Raw genomic sequence first — 22,318 nt, forward strand, 5'->3', positions numbered from 1 at the left:
CCCCAGCAAGGCTCATTGCTATAATTCCCCAGCACCGTGAGGCGCTCTGCGGAGCCCGGCTTCCGTGCAGCTTAATTTCAACCGCCTGTCTGCCGGCCGGGATGCTGCGGCGACACCGTCTGTGGCATTGCCCGCACGAACAATGAAGGCACGCAGCGGCGAGGGCACCAGACGCCGCCCGGGATAATAGAGAAAAGGCCCGAAAAGCGCACCCACCAGTGCTCCATGATCGACGAAAGCGCTCCAGTTTGAAAATCCGCTGTCAGCCAATCTTCAAACAGACACAGAATACCAAGCCCTGCCTTCGACGCCTCGATCTCCAGATGGTGGCCCCACCGGACTGCACAATAAGCCGGCCGGTCGGCTCAATGAGCACCACATCCCCATTGCGTTAAAACTCCCAGGCCGGGATCGCACGACCCGCAAAACGATCGCGAATATAATCATGGACCAGCAGATCCTGCGGCGTTTTCGGGGTGCCTCGCGCAGCCAGATACTCTGGTGATGCCGCAAGCGCAAAGCGCTGCTCGCGCGGGCCGATTGGCACAGCAATCATGTCATGTTCCAGCCGCTCGTCATAGCGAATACCCGCGTCACACCCACTTTCGATGATGTCGATAAAGTTCTCATCGGTGACGATCTCCAGACGGATATCGGGATAGGCCATCAGAAACGCCGGCACGACACGTGGCAGCACAAGCCGCGCTGCACTGGCTGGAACATTGAACTTCAGAGATCCAGCAGCGCGATTGCCGTGACTGGTCGCCTGGTCAAGCGCTGATCCTATATCGGGAAAGGCCGGGCCCAGCCGTTCGATCAATATCCGTCCAACCTCGGTCGGCAGTACACTGCGGGTGGTGCGGTGGAGAAGACGCAGGCCGAGGTCACTTTCCAGACGTTTAACCGCATCACAGAGCGACTAGTAACTGCGTCCGCCAATCCGTGACGCCTCGCGAAAACCACGCGCCCGTGCCCAGTAAAATGCCTCATTGCCCGCCAGGGCGGACAACCCAACCGATTGTTGGTTCAAAGTCTGAGGTTTCCCCTCTTCAGAGCAACAGGAGAAACAACCATGCCAGGCACCCCGATTTCAGCCACCTACAGGCTGGGTGAAAACCCATTCTCGCGAATGGGCTACGGCGCGATGCAGCTTGCAGGCAAGGGCGTCTTCGGGCCAGTGCGCGATCGTGCCAAAGCCATTGCAGTGCTGCGTGAAGCGTTCGAGAGGGGCATCAATCATATCGACACCAGTGATTTCTATGGCCCGCATGTCACCAACCAGATCATCCGGGAAGCCTTGCATCTCTATGCCGATCCGGTGGTGATGGTGACCAAGGTCGGCGCCGTACGCGGCGCGGATGCGTCCTGGAATCCGGCATTTTCCCGCGTCGAACTCACACAGGCCGTACATGACAATCTGCGCAATCTTGGCCTGGATGTTCTCGACGTTGTCAATCTGCGCGCCATGTTCGATTTCCATGTACTTCCGAAGGAGCCCTGGAGGAACCGCTCAGCGTGCTTGCCGATCTCAAGCGTCAGGAGCTGATCCGAAATATCGGCCTATCGAATCTCACGGCACAGCAGATCGACGACTGCCGGATTGTGACAGATATCGTCTGTGTGCAGAATCAGCACAATTTGGTTCATCGCGCGTATGACAGCCTGATTGATAAGCTTGTTGCAGAACAGATCGCCTCTGTTCCATTCTTTCCGCTCGCCGGCTTTTCACCCATCCAGTCCTCTGCTCTCACCGCTGTCGCGCAACGCCCATGCAAGTGGCCTTGTCCTGGCTGCTCAGACGTTCACCCAATATCCTGCTGATCCCTGGCACCGCTTCACGATTGCATCTGCGCGAAAACCTTTCCGCCCGCAGCATCGAACTGCAATATGCGCTGTCCGAACTTGACGCGCTCTCGGCGCAACCAGGCGCTGCGCAGCAAAATTGAGTATGGCACGCTGCACCACGCGCTCAAACAGCAGCGCCGATCTTGAACATAAGATCAGCGCCGCGCCAGTTCCGCGGTGGCAGGCAAGCCAAAAAAACAAGGCTTCAATCCGAAGAACCATTTGGCCCGGTCTGCGGCAGGCCGTTCGAATAGGCTTCCATTTCTGAGGCAAAGACCCAGCCCTGCGGGCAGCCCGCCATGGACTTCTGATTGCCGGGCTGGCAATTCTTCATCGCCGCCTGAAACGTCTCAGCGAGCGGGCGTGGCGTGCGGCACAATTCTTCACCCTTGCATTCCGGGCCGTGATCCATCGGAAGCGCAATCACGTAATATTCCTTATCACTTGACTGCACCTGGGCGGCCGCCTTGATGCAGACCAGTTGCTCAGGTGCCAGCGCGGCGTCTGTCTTGCCGGTGCTGCCGGTTGTCGCGACATCCTTTCGTAAAGAAGCCGCCTTATCGGCAATCCGACCGTAATAGGCAGCGATCGTGCAGTCACCATAAATGCGCACATCATAGTAATCGCCACTGTCAACATTGCCGGCAGTGCACTTATCCTTGTCATTCGCATCGCAATCAATACTTGCCGCATGCTGAAGTTCGGCCCTTTGCTTATCAGTAAGATCGCCGGAGCCTGAGGCAGCGAAGGCCACTGGCGTCACCGCTGAACCGGCTAGACTTACAACCATTGCCATCGCAAGCGACCACGTTTTCAAGCTGATCATTCTCCCACTCCATACCGATATCTGCGCAACAATCGGCAGGACTGTTGGTCCGGACCCGAGCCATTGCGATGTGTTGAGAAGGCTTCAGCGAATCGAAGCCCTCGAGGCGTGAACGATACTATGGCTTTATTTGACCGGTGGTACGACCGGTTTGTTAAAAAGGCCGGGCGCACCCCGCCAGCCACCCTTCATGACCCATGGTGGCGCGTGATGGCCTGCTAGGTCATGGCATGGAATGGCATCGGCATGGCATCGCCTTTTTCGCAAACAGGGATGAGCAACCTATAAACGCCCTCGCGTTCTGCTAGCGCAGCAGCGCTACCGCCGCTGCTTTTCATTATCAACCTCAGAACATTACCCGTTAAACCGGCGCAGGAGAACGCCGCGCATCGCACAAAAACGCGGTGCAGGCATTTCCTTCCATCAACAGAGGATTAATCTCTCTCGCCTATGGAGAGAAATGCCACAGCATATGAATGCGGGAGAATGTCGATGTTGTCAGATTTCATCATAGGATCAGCGGTCGGGTTGATCGTCATGATCGTGCATCTGTTGTCGACGCTTCTGATCTATTACTTAGTTCATCTCATCGGCGCCCGCATGAATGAACGACGGGTATTGTTTCTGGTGATCTCACTGATCGTGCTTTATCTGGTGCTGTTTGTCTGTGTCTGTCTGAGTGTGAGCATCTGGGCCTTGACCTATTATCAGATGGGGTTTGCCGGCAGGTTCAGTGATGCATTTTACACAGCCATGTTGAATTACACCACGCTTGGGCCTGGTGGATCTGCCGAAATCCTTGAAACACGGTTGTTTGGACCGATGACCGCAGCCAGTGGAATATTGATGTTCGGCTGGGCGGTCTCGCTGATGGTCTACATCATCCAGCTGCATCTGCCGGCGATCCTCAAAAACAGATGGGGCGGCACGGCCGAACACGGATCGGATTGAGGCAACGCAATGTCGGCATTATCGGCTCTGGGCACCCGGTGCTGCCGGCCGATCAGCCGCCGTTTTTGCCTTCTCGCTGCCTTTGTCGCCTGGCATATCCGCGACTGGCTGCGACGGTGGACTGGCGCCCGATTTTGATGGAACCAAGCGTGTCGAGGAAACCGATGCGCCGCCCAGGAAGGTCCAGGCCAGAAAAACGACGATCAGAACGGCAAACAGCAACAGCACCACGCGCGGGACGTAACGAAACAGCTGCGGTGCCGTGCCTGCTACTTTACGCTGTTTGTCAGCATTCCCATTCATTGCCACACCCATGAAACAAGCAAATATCCAATAATGCCCGCTGCAATCATCAGCCACCAGATGAGATATGCGGGTCCTTCGCGCAATGGCGCTTGCCGCGAAACGGGTCTCTTATCGCGTGCCCGCCATGCACGCAGTGAAGAGCCATCACTGGACGCATTGTTGTCATGCGGCTCGACCGATCGCGGTGTCGCATCGCAGTCAACAGGCTTTATGGCGCCGCGCAGCCGCGCACCGGCAGTTTTGTCTGCGAATAGATCTCTTGCCATGCTTCACCTCTGCCCCCTAACCGCAGGATCCTGAGATTGTTCCCGAGCGTTCGGATCGACACGCCCCCTCGCCCACGCCGCGCCGGGCCGTGCAGCGCGTTCGGAGCGCGCGATCCACAACTTATTGAAGCGACAGGCGGGAACACTGTGGCGCGTGGGCAGTTGGGCTTTCAAGACGCAATTTCAAAGCGCCGCAAACCACAGCTCCAACCCTGATTGAGACAGCATGGATATAGCCCTGATCATTGGTTACCTGGCTTCGATATGTTCGGTGACCAGTTTCATTCCTCAGGTAATCAAGGTCATCCGAACCGCCGACACCGCAGCCATTTCAGCACGCATGTATATGGTCACCGTTATCGGCTTCGCACTATGGACAATATTCGGCTTTCTGCGGATGGAATGGCCAATCATTCTCACCAACACGGCCTGCTTTTTCCTCTCCGGCTATATCTTGCTGCGCAAATTGTGGGCATCGTAAAGCCAGCCGAGGCAACCAGCCTCATTTGGGCAACGACAATCAACGCCCCAAAGGCGACCCTGTGCCGGTTTGTCTGGGAACCATCGAAACCCGTCAGAGTTGTCATGACATCACCGACCTACCATCTGATGGGCCTCATGAAGATTGCAACCTACAATGTCAATGGCGTGAATGGTCGGCTTGAAGGCTTGATACGCTGGCTTCAGAAAGACCGCCCCGACATTGTGGGTCTTCAGGAACTCAAGACTGTCAACGAAAAATTCCCTTTTGAGAAACTCGAAAGCATTGGTTATGGTTCTGTCTGGCACGGAGAAAAAGGCTTCAACGGCGTGGCAATCCTTGCGCGCGACACCACCCCGGTTTTGACCCGGGTCGGGCTGCCCGGTCCAAATCCAGACCCGCATAGCCGCTATATCGAAGCGGCAGTGGCCGGTATCCTGATCGGTTGTCTTTACCTCCCCAATGGCAATCCGGTCGCCAGCCGCAATTTTGATTATAAACTTGACTGGTATCGCCGTTTCAACGCCCATGCAGAACAGCTTCTGGCTCTGTCCGTGCCAACCGTTCTGCTTGGGGACTTCAACACCATTCCGACCGACCGCGATGTTTACGCGCCGCAGCGCTGGCGCGGCGACGCCCTGTTTCGCCCGGAGGTTCGCAAGGCCTATGCCGATCTCCTCACCCAGGGCTGGACCGATGCGCTTCGCCACCTGCACCCTGAGGAGACGCTCTACAGTTTCTGGAAATACTGGCGCAATGCATTCGAGCGCAATGCCGGTCTGCGGATCGACCATATTCTTGTCGATCCCATACTCGCCGGAACGCTCCGATCGGCCGAAGTCAGACCCGCGCCGCGCGGCTGGAACCATGCCAGTGACCATGCCCCCGTGATGATTGAGGTTGATGCCGCAATGCAAGCCATCAAATGATGCGATAGCCGGTTGCGCTGGCGCCGGACGCCCGCAGGGATCAACCTGGCACGCATGGTGTCGCAAACCCTGACTTGCTAGAAAACCTGTCCCCCTGCAAAAAGCGCGGGCTGCTGTGCGGATCAAAACCGCCGCTCACGGCGTTGGGGTTCATCCTGGGAGGAAACCATCATGAATGTTGCAAATCTACAGATTGAAGGACTGTGTCTGGCGATCGCCGCCCTCAACCGCGCATTGATTGACAAGGGACTGCTGTCGCGAACCGGAATCGAAGGCGCACTAAAGAGCGCTGAAGTGACGGCTCGCAGTGATGATCGCTTCGTCGAAAACCTCAATCCCGCCCATCGCGATGCCGTATGTTTTCCAATTCGAATTCTGCAAGTGGCAAATGGCTGTGACAGCGCAGTGCCGCTGACCTTTTCTGCGCTGGCGAAATCGGTCGGAGAAACAAAAAAGCCCTATAATGACATGTTTTAACTGACAAAAGACTGCTAGCATCGGCGGGCCTGCAGCAACAGGTTTCAAGTTGCTGCGGAGCCCGCCTCGCAGGGATGATTGACTTTTGCGTCTGCGCTTTCCATCTATTCTAACCATGACCAAGTTCAAAGATTTCGATGGCGCGCAAAAAATAAGGAGCTGGACCTTGCCCGTCGAGGCGACGCTGGGCTCGGCTGTGCGCGCCAAGGGCATTTTGCAGCACATAAGGGCAAGGCTTCCGCTCAGCCAGCGCAAGTCTGTCGAGCTTGAAGCCGGCACCCTTTGCTTTTGCATGCCGGTTACCCCGGACAGCCTGTCAACAGCAGCGATCCAAACCATTCAACAAAGCTTGGAGGATATTCGCAGCCTGCCGATCATCCCACGGGAGATCGAGGATATCCTGTCAATCTCCGCAAGCGAACGCCATCGATGGCTGAAGGATGGTCGCCTGGTGAGTGCCGGGTTAAGGACCGTAAAACTGCGCGGGCGCGCCAAAAAAATCAGCTTTCATGTCTATGAGCCCCGCTTTGTCGAAGATATTCTTGATCAGGGCGCACCCGATCTATGGCGGGTGCAGGACCGGGAAACAGCTGCTGAAAACCGCAGGCGCGCTGCTGCAAAGGCCAAATACACCCGCGCCCTTGTCAAAAAGACCGGTTCCGGGGACAAGGCGGCGGCGTCAAAGCAGACACCACAATTGCGCGGCTGGGAAGATTTCGATGCCGAAGGCTTCCTGAAATAACCATTTGAACCAGTTGCCGTTTATGGCTTGCCAGAAAGGCGCTCCCTGGCGGGGAATACGCACACATCCGTCACACGGTCACCAGACATTGAACCAGGCGGCTTAACTTTTAACATTAGCCGCCTAATCAGCAAAAGCTGCGGAATAGTCGCGGCAATAATGGCGGGCAACAAACTCCGCCCTTACGGCATTGATGAGAGTATAGTTGGAGAGGCCAGTCTCGCCGCTGTCCTGCAAATCTCTGATTTCGTTACAAAGTACTGCCGCATTGGCGATCATCTGGCTATGAAGCACACTCTCACTCCAATAAATGTCGCCGCGGAAATCCATCAGATCATCCATGAATACACGTTTGAAATTCTCTTTGAAGCGGGGAAGAATGAAGTGATCGCTCAATCCGCTGCGAGCCAGAGTGAGCCGGTTGAGCAGACGGTTCTGCTTCAGCTCAAAAGGAAGCATCTGTGCGAATTGCGCCAGTCGCGGATCGATGAACGGGTTTTTTGGCCATATCCCTTGCCGAAGAAACAGCGGCGCGCGTACGAAAGCCGCCGATAAGGCGCTTTGGCTGACGCCGGTCGCCGGCAGGCGCCGCGTGGGGACCATCTGGTGAAAGAACAACGCCTTGAGAGCCTCGGTGGAGCGTGCAGAGAGGGCCATTGTGGCATCGGATAAATCGGTAATCGTCATCTCATCCCTCCAATACCGGTGATCACCAGATCCGGCCTGCCACACGGCATGGCATTGAGACATTCCAAGATCCCATCCCAGTACAAATCGTCATAAACACCGATGCAATCGTCACCCTCGGCACATGGCTGTTGCAGCCGGGTAAAGGGTTTACAGATCTTCGAGGGGATGCAGCGATCCGTGTAATCGAGCTGCGACAGCAATTCCATTCACCTGAGCTTCTGTTTATGTCCGGCATTGCCGTCATGCAGCAATGCATAGGAAAGAAACGGCCTGTCTGCCGCCTTCAGGGCAACGGCCACACAGGAGGAATCCATACCGCCGCTGAGTTCAAGCGCAGGTCGCGCTGCATGCTGCAGCACCGCACGACAACTCAGATTGATCAGATCGACGAAACCCGCGGTGACATGTGCCCCAGGTCTTAGAACCGATTGTTCCAGGCTCTCACATTCGATCATGGGATCGATCTCAATCTCTGTCTGACCCGCAGACCAGCTGGCTGACTGCCCGGCAAACAACTGTTTCACGCCGATAACGATCGTCTCCTGCGCAAGTTGCGGACCATAAAGGATGAAGTAACGCAGTTCGCTCCTCGACAACACCACCGCACCACGTGCCGCCACAACGGCATGATAATCCCAACTGACATTGAGCCGGTCAGCTTCTGCGGACACATAAAGCGGTATGGTGGCATGGGCCGTGCGGACCAGTGTCACGCGACGAGTATCGGAAATATAAATCAGCAGACCATCGCCAGTGAGATTGTGCGCAAAGGCGGACAGAACTTGCTTTCGCGTGCGGGTGGAGAGGCTGGGGAGGTCCAGCGACTGTTCCGCCACGATGAAGATCAAACCGCCGTCAGCGACAAGCATGGCCCGCTTTAGACAGCAATTGTCGATGAGGCTGATAAGGTTTGGCCCAGATTGCCAGCCGGCTTCGGTCTCGATCCAATCCGCCGCTGGCGTGTCCGATACAATTGATGTTGAAATCATCGCGGTCTCCACTGCTGCAGAGGCTATTCGTAGAAAACATAGCCTGCATCAACGGTGCCATCCGCCTTGCGCCCACTGCGCGCCGACCCGTTGCGTGGTGCCGATAAAAAGACAGTCGTGAATATTTCCATGTCATCACTCCTTCTCTGTTTGTATTTCTATGTCTATCTCTATCTCGATTGACGATGGTCTGGATGAAGATACCCCGACAGATCGCGGACCTGTTCAAGTATCGAGCAATTAACGCATATTCACTGCGATGGTGAAACGGGTAGTGATTGTGACCCATGCTTTATCGTGCGCAGTAGCTGCGTCAGTCCTGTGCAAAGTGATAGGCTGCCAGTGGTAGCCTACAAGTGATTGCCGGGACGCAGCGCGTGAGCAAGGCCGATGCCCTGCCTTGATCGAAACACGCTCATATATCCCCTCTTTGCTGGAGTTACGCAGGCATGGACCGGTGTGCTAGCTTTTTTGGTGTGTAGCGGAATCGACTCTGTCAAGCGATTTTGCACAACGTCCCTGGTTCGGGCGAGGGATGTCATTGACCGGGTTATTGCGAATCTGACTCCGTGCAATGCGCATCGGCCGGCCGGAAACTCATTTTCCGGCCGGCCGATGACAAAGCATGCGTGCAGGATGATCGGCAAAGCCCGCGTCATCACAACCTTTCAATTGCATTCGCTTCGACCGCCTGGCACCGGCTATGCCTGGTCTATGCTGAGAGCATTCAGATCAGTTTTGCCCGGATCAGAAGCCGGTCTCTTCGTCGGAAACCGGAAAGCGGCCGATCCTGTCACTGGATGTGTCCGGCATGAAACTGGGGCCAACACTGCGCAGAGCCCGATCCGGCATCGGCTTGTAGTCGGAATAGATGCGTGCATCCGTTGCAGCGCTGTTGAGATCGGGACGCTTGTCCGGCAGCGGTATATCGAGCTTTGCAAGCAGCTTTGACTGCTGACGCAGCAGGAGATGATCGCGCATCCTGGCCACATAGCCATTCCAGTTGCAGCGTTGAAACGCCTCACCGCCATGGTGGTTATAGGCCACCGGAAGATCGGCATAGGATTGCCCTTTGGCGACCGACACCATGTCGGCGCTTTCATCATTGTGATCTTTCAGAACATAAACCGCCATATCCTCTGTCTCACAGATCATGCGGCATTGCGCCAGCGCCGTGTCGGCTCCGCCCTTCTGGCCATATTGCGAATTGGGGGTGGGGAAGTAATAGCCATCCGAAAGGCGAACACAAAACTGCAGCGCGTTCTTCGGCGCACGGCGCTTTCTTGGCATCACATCGGCTGATCGCACCGACGCCCGCCTCACAGCCACCGCCTGTTGCGGTGCCCGTTCTGAAGCGCGCAGCGATTTGACGCGGCCAACCTCTCTTGTCCGCACATGCGTGCAACTGGTCTTAGTCGTAGACCCAAGCTGCTGCTGAACCTCATTGATCTTGATCGCCACTTCCCGACAGGCATTGAAAAACCCGCTTCGGTCCCCGGTCTGGCAGCCGCGCGCCCGTTCAATGGATGGCAAAGCAGATAGTTGTCGCTGCAGCATTTTTGAAGCTGCGTCATTGGCCGCGCTCTCTCCACCACATGTTTGGGCGCGGCCGGCGGTGGAAGCAGAACCAGCAGCAAACCCGCGAGGAAAGCGATGATCTTCAGCATTGATCCCTCACATTTCTTTCCGATCGACCTTGGCATCGCAACGCGCTTATGACCGGCCGCGCCATGATCGCTTGGCAAGGCCGGGGCCAGCAAAACCCGGGCCCCCTATATGCTCTGGCGCCAGGGGACGAGAACATCCGGCCCGTTTGCCAAAACCGCGCCGAAGTGATGCGGTGGATGGCGCCGGTATCAATCATGCAGCAACAGCCGGGTGAGAACCATGCAGGCGGCGATTTGCACAAGCCCCCCGGCCAGCGCGCCATCGAAAAATGGGCCAATGAACGCCCCGGGATCCCAACCCGTAGCCATTGCGGTATTGCCAAGAATATGGCTGATCAGTTGTCCGCCCGCGACGCCACCCAGCGCCCCTGTCACGGCATTGATGACGAGGCCCGCATCCGAAAGATGGACAATCTTGCCCGAAACCGAGCCCCCGGTTATGCCGCCGAGAAACTGAGAAAGAATTGTCTCCATGCAAAGTCTCTCCAAGAGCGCTTTAACCAAATACTGAAGACTGCTCAAATACAGAATAAAACAAAAGACCTGCCCGCCTAAACCTTCGAGCGCTTATAAATATTAAGCGCTACAATGACATGAAAATACATTTTTATATTGATGACATGCAATTTTTATAGTGGCTATATCGATACATTATATTATATATAACTCAAATTATGACAATATAGCTATAAATTCTTTATTTCATTCATCTCTAATATTTGTCAAAATTTGATTCCGATCCGGGAAGGACTGCACCCTCGACCGGGCGCAACTGAAGGGCCTTCTCCTGAGCCTTTGTTGATATATGAATACCCCGGGATGGGTGGTGCGGCGCCCTTTGTGGCTCCGAAAACCAGAAACGCCTCATAACCTCTCGCATAGGCATGCGAAGGCGGCGCGCGCCGGGGAAAACGCGAGAGCGGGCAAAGCAAGCGATCATTTTAACGGCGTGATATCTCGTACCCCTTAGATCAGGCGACGATCCTCATTTGCGTAAGATGATGGGCGTGCCGGCCTGATCCAAACAGATCGAAACATGTTCGCGGACCGTCGTGATTGACCTGTTTGGGCCGCAGTCGCCAGCCGGACCAATTCAGGGCATGGCCGCGATGTGATCAGGGCATATTCTTCATCATGTCATGGCTAACCGGCATCATGTTCGCATTGAGGTGATGCATGACCCACAGCGAGCCCGCAAGGGCAATACCCACGATAATCAGCGTGAAGATCAGCGCCATCAATGTCCATCCGCCCTCCGAGCGCGGGCTCATATGCAGAAAATACACCATATGAACCACAATCTGGACGGCACCGATCGCCATGACCAGCATCGCGGTCAGTTGCTTGCTGGCCAAGACATCTCCCATCACCAGCCAGAACGGGATCGCAGTGAGAATGATCGACAGGACAAAGCCCGTCATATAGCCGCTGAAGCTGGCGTGAATCTCCCCCGTCGCCGAAGCATGCAGGTCGTGACTGCCTTTTTCCAGGTCGTGCTGATTGCCGTCAATGCTCATCCCAGAACCCCCAACAGATAAACAAAGGAAAACACACCAATCCAGATCACATCCAGGAAGTGCCAGAACATCGAGAGACACATCAACCGACGCCTATTCTCGACGATCAATCCATGACGCGTCACCTGCAGCATCAGGGTGATCAGCCAGATGATGCCAAAGGTGACATGCAGCCCATGGGTGCCAACCAGTGTGAAAAAGGATGACAGGAACGCCGAACGCCCCGGCCCCGCCCCCTCTCTGATAAGATGGCTGAATTCGTAAACCTCTATCGCCAGGAAGATCGCACCAAAAATTCCAGTGATCGCCAGCCAGAACAATGTCGCGGTCTTCTCGTCGCGCTGCATCTGCAGCATCGCAAAACCATAGGTGATCGATGACAACAACAGCATTGCGGTATTGATCGCAACCAGATTGAGGTCAAACAAATCCGCCGGCGCCGGGCCCGCAGCATAATTGCGACCGAGCACCCCATAGGTGGCAAACAGAACCGCAAAGATCAGACAGTCGCTCATCAGATAAAGCCAGAAGCCCAGCATGGTGCTGTTTTCCGGATGATGATCTTCAACCAGATAGAATTGCGGCTTTTCGGCAGTGTCGAGACGGGTCTGGGTCATGGTGTCAAACCTACCGGGCCAGAAGTTTCGAACGTGCGTCCTCGGTCACCGCCACCGTCTCGGCGGGGATGTAGAAGTCACGGTGATAGTTGAACGTATGGGCAATCGCCGCCAGGAGCAAAGACAGCAGCGACACTGCAGCCAGCCACCAGATATGCCAGATCAGTGCGAAGGCAAGAACCACACTCAAAGCCGCAAGGATCACACCGGCACCGGTATTGCGCGGCATATGGATGGGGCGAAAACCCGTTAACGGCCGCTCATAGCCGCGGTTCTTCATGTCATACCAGCTGTCATGATCATGCACGACCGGAGTGAAGGCAAAATTATAATCCGGTGGCGGGGACGCCGTCGACCATTCCAGCGTGCGCCCACCCCAGGGGTCGCCGGTCCAATCGCGCAAGGCGTCGCGCTTGCGGTAGCTCACCACCAACTGGATCAGAAAGGAGGCGATGCCCAGCGCGATCAGCCCGGCGCCGAAAGCCGCCACAATGAACCATATCTGCAGCGAGGCGTCTTCAAACTGACTGACGCGGCGGGTCACGCCCTTCAGACCCAGCACGTAAAGCGGCATGAAGGCAAAGAAAAAGCCGATCTGCCAGAACCAGAAACTCATCTTGCCCCAGAATGGATCAAGCTTGTAACCAAAGGCCTTCGGCCACCAATAGACCAGTCCGGCCATCAGGCCGAAGACCACACCCCCGATGATCACATTGTGAAAATGGGCGATCAGAAACAGCGAGTTGTGCAGCACGAAATCAGCAGGCGGAATGGCCAGCATCACCCCCGTCATACCCCCGATCACGAAGGTCACCATGAAACCGATCGTCCAGTACATCGGTACTTCAAAGCGAATGCGTCCGCGATACATTGTGAATAACCAGTTGAACATCTTTGCCCCGGTGGGGATTGAGATGATCATCGTGGTGATCCCGAAGAAGGCGTTGACCGACGCGCCCGAACCCATGGTAAAGAAATGATGCAGCCACACAATATAGGAGAGGATCATGATGACGCAGGTTGCGTAGACCATCGATGCGTAACCAAACAACCGCTTGCCACAGAAGGTGGCCACCACCTCCGAAAAAATGCCAAATGCCGGCAACACGAGAATATAGACCTCCGGATGGCCCCATATCCAGATGAGATTGATATACATCATCGGATTGCCACCAAGATCATTGGTGAAAAAATTGGTCCCGACATAACGGTCGAGCGACAGCAGGGCCAGCGTTGCTGTCAGGATCGGAAATGTTGCCACAATCAGCACATTGGTGCAGAGCGCCGTCCATGTGAAGATCGGCATCTTCATGAATGACATGCCCGGCGCCCGCATCTTGACGATGGTTGCGATCAGGTTGATCCCCGACAGGGTAGTACCGACCCCCGCCACCTGCAGACCCCAGATATAATAGTCGACGCCAACGTCGGGACTGTAGTCAATCCCCGACAAGGGCGGATAGGCGAGCCAGCCGGTGCGCGCAAACTCGCCGACGAAAAGCGACATCATGATCAACACCGCACCACCGGTCGTCATCCAGAAGGAAAAATTGTTCAGAAACGGAAAGGACACATCCCGCGCGCCAATCTGCAGCGGCACCACATAGTTCATGAAACCGGTCACGAACGGCATCGCCATGAAGAAAATCATTATCACGCCATGGGCGGTGAAAATCTGGTCATAGTGATGCGGTGGCAGATAGCCCTCATAGCCATTAAACGCTATCGCCTGCTGGATGCGCATCATGATCGCGTCGGCGAAGCCACGCAGCAGCATCACCAGAGCCAGAATGATATACATGATGCCGATCTTCTTGTGATCGACACTGGTAAACCACTCATGCCATAGATAGGACCAAAGCCGGAAATAGCTGATCAGTCCGACCACGGCAATGCCACCGATCGCCACCCCGATGAAGGTGACCAGCAGGATCGGCTCATGATAAGGAATGGCCTCCAGCGTGAGCCGCCCGAAAATCATACTGCTAGCACTGTTATCGCCGATCATGATGGACATTCCCGAGGTTAACGTTATCTGTCGCCGCGGCTTGACGCTCACTCCCGTTCAAACAGCGGATCGCATCGAAATTCTCCATTCCGCGCGCAAGCAGGATGCGGATCCGGCCGGGTTACGGCATGATGTGGTGTTCATGGCCTTGCTGCTGCGCTGCGCCTGGCAGCGTTGCCGCTTCGCTGGCATCGATCGGCAGGGCTTGACTGCCATGCCGATTGTCATGTTCGAGCCTCGACTTATTGTCGTGACTATCCAGACCGCCGCCGCCCATCGCGTCAATATGCATCATATCGTGCATGCACATCTGGCCGGGACGCACACACATGTTCAACACCGCTTCGTAAAGCCCTTCCTCGACCGCCCCGAAATATCGCACCGGTTCACGGATACTCGGCTTTTCCAGCTTGAGATAACTATCCCGGTTGAGCATGGTGCCATTCTGCTTCACCTTTGCAATCCAGCTGTCAAAATCCGGCTGTTCAAGCCCGCGAAACGCAAAGCGCATATGCGAAAAGCCCTCACCGCTGAAATTGGAGGAAAAGCCTTCAAAATCACCCGGCTTGTTGATCACCGCATGCAGCCGTGTCTGCATGCCGGGCATGGCATAGATCATGCCTGCAAGTGCCGGGATGTAGAAGGAATTCATCACCGACGACGCCGTGATCTTAAAGGCGATCGGCCGATCAACCGGCGCTGCCATCTCGTTGACGGTGGCAATGCCATAATCTGGATAGAAGAACAGCCATTTCCAGTCGAGCGCCACCACTTCAACAACCAGCGGCTCGGTTCCGGCAGCAACGGGACGGGCGGGATCAATCCGGTCAAGCGGCCGGTAGGGATCAAGCTTGTGCGTATTGACCCAGGTGATCGCCCCCAGAGCGATGATGATCAACAAGGGCGCGGTCCAGATCACCACTTCCAGCGCTGTCGAGTGATGCCATTCCGGATCATAACGGGCGGCGGTGTTGGACTGCCGGTAGCGCCAGGCAAAGTAGAATGTCAGGAAAATGACCGGAACAATGATAATCAACATCAGGATTGTCGAAATGACAATCAGATCCCGTTGCTGTGCCGCGATGTCACCCGAGGGAGACATGACAACCATGTTGCAGCCCGCCAGCCCCAGTCCCACAACAAGGAGCAGCAGCGATTTTCGTGTGAAACTCAAGAATGCGTCCATGTTTGATCCGACCTACATTCTGTTCCTTTCAACATGATAAGGCACAATTGGATTTCGGAAAGTCCAATTTTTCAATTTATACAGATTTCGTAGTAAACCAGGCATTTGGGCAACTATATCTACTTTTTTTTTCGCCTTTTCCTTGATATCGTAACATGGTGCGACATCATAAAACCATTGCTACGCTTTTGGAGAGTTTCATGAGTTCGTCAGCCACACCGACTTCAAAAGGTCTTGAACAAGACGCACGCCGCATCCACAGCGACGGAAAGCCCCTGTCCCCCGGCAATGTCGCCATCGGTGTTGTCATCGGACGAACCTCCGAATTCTTCGATTTCTTTGTGTATGGCATCGGCTCGATCCTGGTGTTCCCCAGGCTGATCTTCCCTTTCGCACCAGATCCGGTGACCGCGACGCTGATGTCGTTTGCGGTTTTTTCGCTGGCCTTCATCGCACGCCCGATTGGCTCCTTCATCTTCATGTGGATCGATCGGCAATATGGTCGTGGAACCAAGCTGACTCTCGCCCTGCTGATCCTGGGAGGATCCACTGCCTCGATCGCCTTCCTGCCAGGCTTTGAAACGATCGGATATTGGGCGGTGCTGCTGCTGGCTCTGTTCCGGCTGGGTCAGGGCTTTGCCCTTGGCGGGGCCTGGGACGGGCTTGCGTCGCTGCTCAGCCTGAGTTCGCCCCCAAAAAAACGCGGCTTCTATGCCATGATCCCGCAATTGGGGGCACCGATCGGTTTCGCGCTCGCCAGCACGCTGTTCGCCTATTTCGTTCACAATCTCAGCGAGGCGGATTTTCTGGCCTGGGGCTGGCGCTATCCGTTCTTCGTCGCCTTCGCCATCAATGTGGTGGCGCTGTTCGCACGCCTGCGCATCGTCGCAAGCAGCGAGTTCGGTGCCGCAATGGATGCCCAGGAACTGCAGCCGCGGCCGGTGTTTGAAATGCTCAGCAAGCACAGTATCGACGTCATTCTGGGGGCATTTGTCCCGCTGGCGAGCTTCGCCATGTTTCACCTTGTCACCATCTTTCCGCTCAGCTGGGTGATGCTGACAGGCGCGCAACCCGCTGAACGCTTTCTGCTGGTTCAGATCGCCGGCGCAGCCGTCGGCATTGTCGGCATCGTGCTGTCCGGCTTCATCGCAGACCGCATCGGTCGACGTCGGGAATTGATGCTTGGGGCCATATTGATCGCCATCTTCAGCTTTTCCGCCCCCTTCCTCCTTGATGCCGGCAGCGCCGGGCAGGACGCCTATATTCTGATCGGCTTTGGCGTGCTCGGACTGACCTTCGGGCAATCTTCGGGCGCCGTCTCCTCGCGCTTCACCCAATATTACCGCTATACCGGCGCTGCCCTGACTTCAGACCTCGCATGGCTGGTCGGCGCAGCTTTCGCGCCGCTCGTCGCGCTTGGCCTTGCCACCAGTCTCGGTATCGTGTTTATCGGTGGCTATCTGATATCGGGTGCGATCTGCACCTTGTTGGCGCTGAGCATGTCGCGCGTCCTTGATCGGAACGACTGATAGTCTATGGGGGCGCCAGGCGCCCCCTCCTTGTTTCGCCTCAGATCAAAAGGGCTGTTGCGGCCCTGTTTCCCTGGCACCGACCTGGGTATGCCGGCGTTCGGGCAAGGGTTGAGGGCTGCGACGCGCGTTCAAGATCAATCCGGCAACCAGGCCAATCATCAGACCCCAGAACGCCCCACCAATGCCTAAAAGCGTGATATTGGCCGCACAGGCAAGAAATGTGATCAAGGCGGCTTCGCGTGTGGCAGCCTCTGCCATCGCCCCCGCCAGGCTCGTCGCAATCGCACCCAGCAGGGCAAGGCCGGCCAGCAGGGTGATGAAACTCGACGGTAATGCCATGAACAATCCTGCCAGGGTGACACCAAATATTCCAACCAGGACGTAAAGGCTTCCCGCAGCAATCCCGGCGATCCATCTTTTACCCGGATCTTCATGGGCTTCACGCCCGGTGGCGATGGCCGCAGTGATGGCGGCGATATTCAGGGCATGCGCGCCAAATGGCGCCATCACAAGCGAGCCAAGGCCGGTCACCGCAACAATGGGATTGGCGCTGGTGTCAAAACCATCATTGCGAAGCACCAGCATCCCCGGCATATATTGCCCGGTCAGCGTGATCACAAACAGCGGCAGGGCAATGGCGAGCGTGGCATTGACGCTGAATTGCGGCCAGGTCAATACCGGCATCGCAAATTCGAGCTGCAATTTCGAGACATCGATCCGGCCTTCAAAAGACAGCATCACCAGACCAGCCAGCAACACCGCAACGATGGCGTAGCGAGGCAATGCCCGCTTGACGAGCAGATAAACAGTGATCAAGACCGCTGCCAGCAGCGGGTCAACGCTCGCCGTTGCGAAGGCGCCGATCCCGAATTGCAACAATATCCCTGCCAGCAAACCCGACGCAATACCGGCGGGGATCAAACGAATGACCTTGTCGAAATAGCCCGACAGGCCCAGCAGAACAAAAGCAAAGGCCGAGATCATGTAGGCGCCCACCGCTTGCGCATAGGAGGTGGTGGCAAGTGCTGTGACCAGGAATGCTGCAGCGGGCGTCGACCAGGCCGTGATGATCGGGGCCCGGTAACGCCAACTGAGATAAAGACCGGTAAGGCCCACCCCGACCGATACCGACCAGACCCAGGATGCGGTCAGTTCCGGACTCAAATCGGCGGCCTTGGCCGCGTGAAAGACAAGAATGAATGTTCCGCCATAATTGACGATCACCGAAATAAAGCCCGCGACGACGGGATGAAGCATATCTGCGGCTGTAATGGATGGGTTGGATGGCTTAAACGGCATCAATGGCTTTCTCCAGAAACGATGCGATAACTGGCTTGACATCTAACCGATCATTGGCCTGATATTTCCAGCCATTTTCGCGGGGAAGATCAGACCATTGTTCAAGCATTCGCAACTCGAATCGGTGAAGGCCTGGCTGAGCCATCCAACCCATGCCAGCATGCCGCTTCACGCTCGCATCCAGCGGGCAATCCGTCAGCTGATCGTTGATGGACGTCTGAAGCGGGGCAAGCCTTTGCCTGCCTCACGCAGCCTGTCCCAATCGCTCGGCGTGTCCCGGGATACCGTGGAAGCCGCTTATGCACAGCTGCATGCCGAAGGCTTCATCGATCGACGGGTTGGCAGCGGCAGCTTCGTTGCGCAGACCCCGGAATTGCAATCGCGGCAATCCCGCCCGCGCCCCCATGCCACCCGGCAATCATCCTCGCAACTCAGCAGGCGCGGTGATGCGCTGTTCGGGCTTGGCGGTATCACTGAAATTCAGGCACCGCGACCGTTTGCGCCCGGCGTTCCGGACGTGCGGAGCTTTCCACTGGCGATCTGGGAAAGATTGCAACGCCAGGTTATCAAGGAACTTGGCGCGGACGCCCTCTGTCATGCCGATCCGCAAGGCGTGCAGCCGCTTCGCCAGGCCATTGCGGATTATCTCAATCTTGAACGCGGTGCCCGCACTACAGCCGATCAGGTGCTGATCCTGACCTCCTCACAACAGGCCCTGACGTTGTTCGCCACCATGCTATTCGACCCCGGCGAGCGCATCTATATAGAAAACCCGGTCTATCAGGGTGCGCAAAAGGCATTTGATGCAGCCGGGCTCATCTCGGTTCCGGTGGCTGTGGACCAGCAGGGCATGGCCCTTGCTCCTATCATCAGCGACCCCAAGCCGGGGCGGAGTGTTTTTGTGACGCCATCCCATCAGTTTCCGACCGGCACAACGCTTTCACTGAAGCGGCGACTGCAGGTGATAGACTGGGCACAGCGTCACAACGCCTTCATTCTCGAAGATGACTATGACAGTGAATTTCATTATGTCGGAAAGCCCACCGCCTGTCTGCAGGGGCTCGATACCCATGACAGAACCCTCTATATCGGCACCTTCACCAAATCGCTGTTTCCCGGCCTGCGGATTGGCTATGCGGTGCTGCCGCAGAGCCTGGTAAAGCCAATGACCGCCGCCCGCACATTGCTTGACGGTCACAGCGCGTCCATCGCCCAATACACGCTCACACGCTTCATCGAAGGCGGACCTTTCGGCATTCATATCCGCAGCATGCGGCGTATCTATGCCCAGAGACTGGTGGCATTGCAGCAGCTGGTTGACCGGCACCTCTCGGAATTCGTCATCCCACAGGTACCCGCAGGCGGATTGCAGCTGCCCTGCATCCTGGCCTGCAATCTGTGCGAACAGACTGTCGTCGAGGCGGCCGCAAGGATCGGTATCGAATTGATTGGCCTGTCTTCACTGCACGCTGGCACCACCGATAGGAAGGGCTTTCTGATCGGCTTTGCAGCCTATACGCCTTTGCAACTCGAGGCGGCGACCCAGAAACTCGCGGCGCTGTTTCAATCCTTGACAAACAATCCGCATGCGCGGATGCCCGGCAATTCTGCCGGCGCGTTCGCCCCCCATTCGGGACGATCGCGCCCTCGCCGCGATGATCGCGGCTCCGACAACAAAGGCGGCAAATGAACCAGAGCCCAAAGGCCCGCCGCGTTTCGTTCCCGCACCTATTCGCCGGCAATGCGGCGATCAAGCAATTTCATGCTATCAGACGCGGTACAGGGATCTAACAACAACCGGTGGCGGACCATGCAATTGGCAAGACAACAACTCTTTCCGGAACTCTTTCCGGATTTCAAGATGCAGGATGTGCAAACCAAAGCTGTTCGCTTTGCGGTGATGTCGGCCGGACAAGGCCTGCCGATCCTGCTACTGCACGGCTATCCGCAAACCATGGCCGCCTGGCACAGGATCGCGCCCGCGCTGGCTTTGTCGCATCAGGTTATTGTCGCGGACCTGCCCGGTTATGGTCGCAGCCGGATCACCGCTGACGCTCAAGGAGCCGGTTCAAAACGCCGTATGGCCGCAAGCCTGGTGGAGATGATGCAAGCCCTTGGCCATCAGCGTTTCGTGGTCTGCGGCCATGATCGCGGTGGACGCGTCGCCTATCGCATGGCACTCGATTATCCTGACATGGTGCTGGGCCTGATCTCGGTGACCGTCGTCCCCACCCCAGAAATGTGGGAGGGGGCCAGCAAAGCCTTCGGTCTGGGCGCCTGGCACTGGTTCATGCTCGCCCAGCCCGAACCACTGCCGGAAACACTGCTGTCGGGCGATCCGGGCTTCATCATCGATGCGACCCTGGCAAAAATGGCTGGCAGCCTCGATCAGTTGCATCCCCTCGCCCTTGCCGATTATCGGCAGGCCTTCCGCGACCCTGTGGTGCGGCATGGCATCTGCGAAGACTATCGCGCCGCAGCAGGGATCGATGAAATAGATGATCTTAATGATCGCGCGGCAGGACGGCGGATCACCGCCCCGGTGCTGGTTTTGTGGGAACAGGGCCGAACCTATGGCGGCAACAGGCAACCGCTCGCCATCTGGAATGACTGGGCCAACGATGTTACCGGGCAAGGCCTCTCCGGCGGTCACTTGCTTCCGGAACTGGCCCCGGAAGCACTGCTAGCGCAGATGAGACTGTTCCTCTCCCGGCATGAACAGGCCTTTGCGCATCATTGCAGCGGCTGAAAATGCGCATCGTCCCTGTCATGGAAAACAAGCCGGGAAGGCTAGATGGAAGAGACGTAATAAAATTTTGTTTGCCGGGCCGCGCAGAGAAATCTAAACCATGCGCAGACCGAACAGCACAGGAGCGCCCGCATGGATTTGTCCCCAACCCGCCGACAGGCCCTGATCGGACTGAGTGCTATCGGCGCCAGCGTGGTGCTGGGCTCGCCCGTCCGCGCCGCCACCCGGAATCTTGCCGTTCTGCATCTGGCAAGCCATGCTCCCAGCTATATCGCCTTTGAGCGTGGCTATTTCAAAGATGCCGGGCTCGATATCGCACTGAAATTCTTCGAAGCCGCCCAACCCATGGCGGTGGCGATCGCATCGGGGGATGCGGATTTCGGCGTCACCGCCATGAGCGGCGGTCTGATCAGCCTGGCGGACAAGGGTGCAATCAAGGTGATTGGCGGCGCGCTTTGCGAGGAACAAGGCATCACCGGCAATATCATCCTTGCCTCCAACAAGGCTTATGATGGCGGCCTCACCGATCCCTCCAGGCTCGCCGGGCATAGTTTCGGCATCACCACCGCGGGATCCTCGTTCCATTTCATGGCGCACAAGATTGCAAAAGCCAACAATATTGCGCTTTCCGACATTCAATTGCGGCCGTTGCAAAAGCTCGGCGCGGTGGTTGGTGCCCTGTCGACGGGCCAGATCGACGCCTGGGCCATCCAGCCCAATGTCGCCAGAAAGCTCATCCGTGACGGTGCCGCCAAGCAGATCGGCCTTGTTGCTGATTATGCGCCGGACTATCAGGTGACGACCGCTTTTACCTCAACCCGCAATGCCAGCGATCAACGCGCCATGACCGAGGCTTTCGTCAAAGCCTATTCACGGGCCATTGACGACTATAATGCCGCCTTTGTCGACAATCACACCGATGATGCAGCCCGCGATGATCTCGCGCGGATCGTGCATAAATATGTCGAGAGCGACAGCCCGTTTGAGACAGCACGACAGAACCTGGTTGATGGCGCCATGCGCATCAACAAGGGGCTTGCTCTCTCCCTGTCCAGCTGTATCGAACAACTCGACTGGTTTCGCGCCGAAGGCATGGTCAAGGAAGCGGTGACAAAGGAAAAGCTTTTCGACACCTCCTTTGTCAAAACAATCTAACAAAGTGATGCCGCAACGCTGCAAGCAACGCTTGATTGGCGGCAGATCGAAAACGATCAGCCGGCAACAGCCTGCCGGATCAGCGC

General features: G+C 56.6%; 21 protein-coding genes and 2 pseudogenes. 10 read left to right on the plus strand and 13 right to left on the minus strand.

Annotated elements, in window-relative coordinates:
* Positions 1 to 77: 77 nt before the first annotated feature.
* A pseudogene (locus RT142_RS10945) lies at positions 78 to 1,009 on the minus strand (LysR family transcriptional regulator).
* A 63-nt stretch (positions 1,010 to 1,072) separates the two neighbouring features.
* On the opposite strand from RT142_RS10945, the pseudogene RT142_RS10950 reads away from it, so the two are divergent.
* Positions 1,073 to 1,946: pseudogene (locus RT142_RS10950) on the plus strand (oxidoreductase).
* A 104-nt stretch (positions 1,947 to 2,050) separates the two neighbouring features.
* On the opposite strand, the gene RT142_RS10955 reads toward RT142_RS10950, so the two are convergent.
* On the minus strand, positions 2,051 to 2,671 hold the full coding sequence (locus tag RT142_RS10955; RefSeq protein WP_007881278.1) for a hypothetical protein: 621 nt from the start codon (positions 2,669 to 2,671) through the stop codon (positions 2,051 to 2,053).
* Between the two features lie 492 nt (positions 2,672 to 3,163).
* Between RT142_RS10955 and RT142_RS10960 the strand changes: the two genes are divergently transcribed.
* Positions 3,164 to 3,622, plus strand: a complete 459-nt coding sequence (locus tag RT142_RS10960; protein ID WP_007881279.1) for a hypothetical protein — start codon at positions 3,164 to 3,166, stop codon at positions 3,620 to 3,622.
* 18 nt (positions 3,623 to 3,640) lie between these two features.
* Here RT142_RS10960 and RT142_RS10965 read toward each other — a convergent pair whose 3' ends face one another.
* Entirely contained in the window at positions 3,641 to 3,925 is a 285-nt protein-coding gene (locus tag RT142_RS10965) for a hypothetical protein (RefSeq protein ID WP_313028614.1), read from the minus strand.
* Positions 3,922 to 4,194, minus strand: coding sequence for a hypothetical protein (locus RT142_RS10970; RefSeq protein ID WP_313028616.1), 273 nt, complete (start codon positions 4,192 to 4,194; stop codon positions 3,922 to 3,924). The genes RT142_RS10965 and RT142_RS10970 overlap by 4 nt, the downstream gene beginning before the upstream one ends.
* Positions 4,195 to 4,420: 226 nt before the next feature.
* Between RT142_RS10970 and RT142_RS10975 the strand changes: the two genes are divergently transcribed.
* The 4 genes from RT142_RS10975 to RT142_RS10990 all read left to right on the plus strand — a co-directional run bounded on the left by RT142_RS10975 (position 4,421) and on the right by RT142_RS10990 (position 6,823).
* Positions 4,421 to 4,675, plus strand: a complete 255-nt coding sequence (locus tag RT142_RS10975; RefSeq protein ID WP_007881285.1) for a SemiSWEET family sugar transporter — start codon at positions 4,421 to 4,423, stop codon at positions 4,673 to 4,675.
* Between the two features lie 137 nt (positions 4,676 to 4,812).
* Positions 4,813 to 5,604, plus strand: a complete 792-nt coding sequence (gene xth, locus RT142_RS10980) for an exodeoxyribonuclease III (RefSeq protein WP_039861205.1) — start codon at positions 4,813 to 4,815, stop codon at positions 5,602 to 5,604.
* 171 nt (positions 5,605 to 5,775) lie between these two features.
* The gene (locus tag RT142_RS10985; RefSeq protein WP_007881290.1) at positions 5,776 to 6,081 is read left to right on the plus strand and encodes a hypothetical protein; all 306 of its coding nucleotides are present in this window, start codon (positions 5,776 to 5,778) and stop codon (positions 6,079 to 6,081) included.
* Between the two features lie 115 nt (positions 6,082 to 6,196).
* Positions 6,197 to 6,823 carry a hypothetical protein gene (locus RT142_RS10990; RefSeq protein WP_039861207.1) on the plus strand — a complete coding sequence of 209 codons (627 nt, stop codon included), beginning with the start codon at positions 6,197 to 6,199 and terminating at the stop codon, positions 6,821 to 6,823.
* 123 nt (positions 6,824 to 6,946) lie between these two features.
* Here the strand turns inward: RT142_RS10990 and RT142_RS10995 are convergent, their stop codons facing one another.
* From RT142_RS10995 to cyoA, 8 genes are all read right to left on the minus strand, one after another.
* Positions 6,947 to 7,510, minus strand: coding sequence for a hypothetical protein (locus RT142_RS10995; RefSeq protein ID WP_007881294.1), 564 nt, complete (start codon positions 7,508 to 7,510; stop codon positions 6,947 to 6,949).
* 209 nt (positions 7,511 to 7,719) lie between these two features.
* Complete coding sequence (locus RT142_RS11000) at positions 7,720 to 8,502, minus strand: hypothetical protein (RefSeq protein ID WP_007881298.1); 783 nt, start codon at positions 8,500 to 8,502, stop codon at positions 7,720 to 7,722.
* Between the two features lie 747 nt (positions 8,503 to 9,249).
* Entirely contained in the window at positions 9,250 to 10,059 is an 810-nt protein-coding gene (locus RT142_RS11005) for a DUF2865 domain-containing protein (protein ID WP_007881300.1), read from the minus strand.
* A 299-nt stretch (positions 10,060 to 10,358) separates the two neighbouring features.
* On the minus strand, positions 10,359 to 10,643 hold the full coding sequence (locus RT142_RS11010) for a hypothetical protein (protein ID WP_007881302.1): 285 nt from the start codon (positions 10,641 to 10,643) through the stop codon (positions 10,359 to 10,361).
* A 641-nt stretch (positions 10,644 to 11,284) separates the two neighbouring features.
* Positions 11,285 to 11,686 carry a cytochrome o ubiquinol oxidase subunit IV gene (gene cyoD, locus RT142_RS11015; protein ID WP_007881304.1) on the minus strand — a complete coding sequence of 134 codons (402 nt, stop codon included), beginning with the start codon at positions 11,684 to 11,686 and terminating at the stop codon, positions 11,285 to 11,287.
* Positions 11,683 to 12,303: a cytochrome o ubiquinol oxidase subunit III gene (gene cyoC, locus RT142_RS11020; RefSeq protein WP_007881306.1), complete on the minus strand. Its 621-nt coding sequence runs from the start codon at positions 12,301 to 12,303 to the stop codon at positions 11,683 to 11,685. The genes cyoD and cyoC overlap by 4 nt, the downstream gene beginning before the upstream one ends.
* A 10-nt stretch (positions 12,304 to 12,313) precedes the next feature.
* Positions 12,314 to 14,311, minus strand: a complete 1,998-nt coding sequence (gene cyoB, locus RT142_RS11025; RefSeq protein ID WP_007881308.1) for a cytochrome o ubiquinol oxidase subunit I — start codon at positions 14,309 to 14,311, stop codon at positions 12,314 to 12,316.
* 121 nt (positions 14,312 to 14,432) lie between these two features.
* Entirely contained in the window at positions 14,433 to 15,497 is a 1,065-nt protein-coding gene (cyoA, locus tag RT142_RS11030) for a ubiquinol oxidase subunit II (protein WP_313028619.1), read from the minus strand.
* Positions 15,498 to 15,697: 200 nt separating this feature from the next.
* Between cyoA and RT142_RS11035 the strand changes: the two genes are divergently transcribed.
* The gene (locus RT142_RS11035; protein ID WP_313028620.1) at positions 15,698 to 17,026 is read left to right on the plus strand and encodes an MFS transporter; all 1,329 of its coding nucleotides are present in this window, start codon (positions 15,698 to 15,700) and stop codon (positions 17,024 to 17,026) included.
* Between the two features lie 45 nt (positions 17,027 to 17,071).
* Here RT142_RS11035 and RT142_RS11040 read toward each other — a convergent pair whose 3' ends face one another.
* The gene (locus RT142_RS11040) at positions 17,072 to 18,328 is read right to left on the minus strand and encodes a benzoate/H(+) symporter BenE family transporter (protein ID WP_313028622.1); all 1,257 of its coding nucleotides are present in this window, start codon (positions 18,326 to 18,328) and stop codon (positions 17,072 to 17,074) included.
* A 97-nt stretch (positions 18,329 to 18,425) separates the two neighbouring features.
* On the opposite strand from RT142_RS11040, the gene RT142_RS11045 reads away from it, so the two are divergent.
* The 3 genes from RT142_RS11045 to RT142_RS11055 all read left to right on the plus strand — a co-directional run bounded on the left by RT142_RS11045 (position 18,426) and on the right by RT142_RS11055 (position 22,232).
* A complete protein-coding gene (locus tag RT142_RS11045) occupies positions 18,426 to 20,018 on the plus strand; it encodes a PLP-dependent aminotransferase family protein (protein ID WP_313028623.1) in 1,593 nt (530 codons plus the stop codon).
* A gap of 126 nt (positions 20,019 to 20,144) precedes the next feature.
* Positions 20,145 to 21,077: an alpha/beta hydrolase gene (locus RT142_RS11050; protein WP_312471124.1), complete on the plus strand. Its 933-nt coding sequence runs from the start codon at positions 20,145 to 20,147 to the stop codon at positions 21,075 to 21,077.
* 132 nt (positions 21,078 to 21,209) lie between these two features.
* The gene (locus RT142_RS11055) at positions 21,210 to 22,232 is read left to right on the plus strand and encodes an ABC transporter substrate-binding protein (RefSeq protein ID WP_094544115.1); all 1,023 of its coding nucleotides are present in this window, start codon (positions 21,210 to 21,212) and stop codon (positions 22,230 to 22,232) included.
* Positions 22,233 to 22,318: the final 86 nt, after the last annotated feature.

The organism is Brucella sp. (genome assembly GCF_032066345.1).
Lineage (GTDB): Bacteria > Pseudomonadota > Alphaproteobacteria > Rhizobiales > Rhizobiaceae > Brucella > Brucella pseudogrignonensis.

What these genes read in the sequence shown, in the direction of transcription:
- RT142_RS11035 (WP_313028620.1), top strand. Translation starts at nt 15,698, where the DNA reads ATGAGTTCGTCAGCCACACCGACTTCAAAAGGTCTTGAACAAGACGCA.
- RT142_RS11000 (WP_007881298.1), bottom strand. Translation starts at nt 8,502, where the DNA reads ATGATTTCAACATCAATTGTATCGGACACGCCAGCGGCGGATTGGATC.
- cyoD (WP_007881304.1), bottom strand. Translation starts at nt 11,686, where the DNA reads ATGAGCATTGACGGCAATCAGCACGACCTGGAAAAAGGCAGTCACGAC.
- RT142_RS10995 (WP_007881294.1), bottom strand. Translation starts at nt 7,510, where the DNA reads ATGACGATTACCGATTTATCCGATGCCACAATGGCCCTCTCTGCACGC.
- RT142_RS10975 (WP_007881285.1), top strand. Translation starts at nt 4,421, where the DNA reads ATGGATATAGCCCTGATCATTGGTTACCTGGCTTCGATATGTTCGGTG.
- RT142_RS10955 (WP_007881278.1), bottom strand. Translation starts at nt 2,671, where the DNA reads ATGATCAGCTTGAAAACGTGGTCGCTTGCGATGGCAATGGTTGTAAGT.
- RT142_RS10965 (WP_313028614.1), bottom strand. Translation starts at nt 3,925, where the DNA reads ATGAATGGGAATGCTGACAAACAGCGTAAAGTAGCAGGCACGGCACCG.
- cyoB (WP_007881308.1), bottom strand. Translation starts at nt 14,311, where the DNA reads ATGATCGGCGATAACAGTGCTAGCAGTATGATTTTCGGGCGGCTCACG.
- RT142_RS10990 (WP_039861207.1), top strand. Translation starts at nt 6,197, where the DNA reads ATGACCAAGTTCAAAGATTTCGATGGCGCGCAAAAAATAAGGAGCTGG.
- RT142_RS10960 (WP_007881279.1), top strand. Translation starts at nt 3,164, where the DNA reads ATGTTGTCAGATTTCATCATAGGATCAGCGGTCGGGTTGATCGTCATG.
- RT142_RS11055 (WP_094544115.1), top strand. Translation starts at nt 21,210, where the DNA reads ATGGATTTGTCCCCAACCCGCCGACAGGCCCTGATCGGACTGAGTGCT.
- cyoA (WP_313028619.1), bottom strand. Translation starts at nt 15,497, where the DNA reads ATGGACGCATTCTTGAGTTTCACACGAAAATCGCTGCTGCTCCTTGTT.
- RT142_RS11040 (WP_313028622.1), bottom strand. Translation starts at nt 18,328, where the DNA reads ATGCCGTTTAAGCCATCCAACCCATCCATTACAGCCGCAGATATGCTT.
- xth (WP_039861205.1), top strand. Translation starts at nt 4,813, where the DNA reads ATGAAGATTGCAACCTACAATGTCAATGGCGTGAATGGTCGGCTTGAA.
- RT142_RS10985 (WP_007881290.1), top strand. Translation starts at nt 5,776, where the DNA reads ATGAATGTTGCAAATCTACAGATTGAAGGACTGTGTCTGGCGATCGCC.
- RT142_RS11005 (WP_007881300.1), bottom strand. Translation starts at nt 10,059, where the DNA reads ATGCTGCAGCGACAACTATCTGCTTTGCCATCCATTGAACGGGCGCGC.
- RT142_RS11010 (WP_007881302.1), bottom strand. Translation starts at nt 10,643, where the DNA reads ATGGAGACAATTCTTTCTCAGTTTCTCGGCGGCATAACCGGGGGCTCG.
- cyoC (WP_007881306.1), bottom strand. Translation starts at nt 12,303, where the DNA reads ATGACCCAGACCCGTCTCGACACTGCCGAAAAGCCGCAATTCTATCTG.
- RT142_RS10970 (WP_313028616.1), bottom strand. Translation starts at nt 4,194, where the DNA reads ATGGCAAGAGATCTATTCGCAGACAAAACTGCCGGTGCGCGGCTGCGC.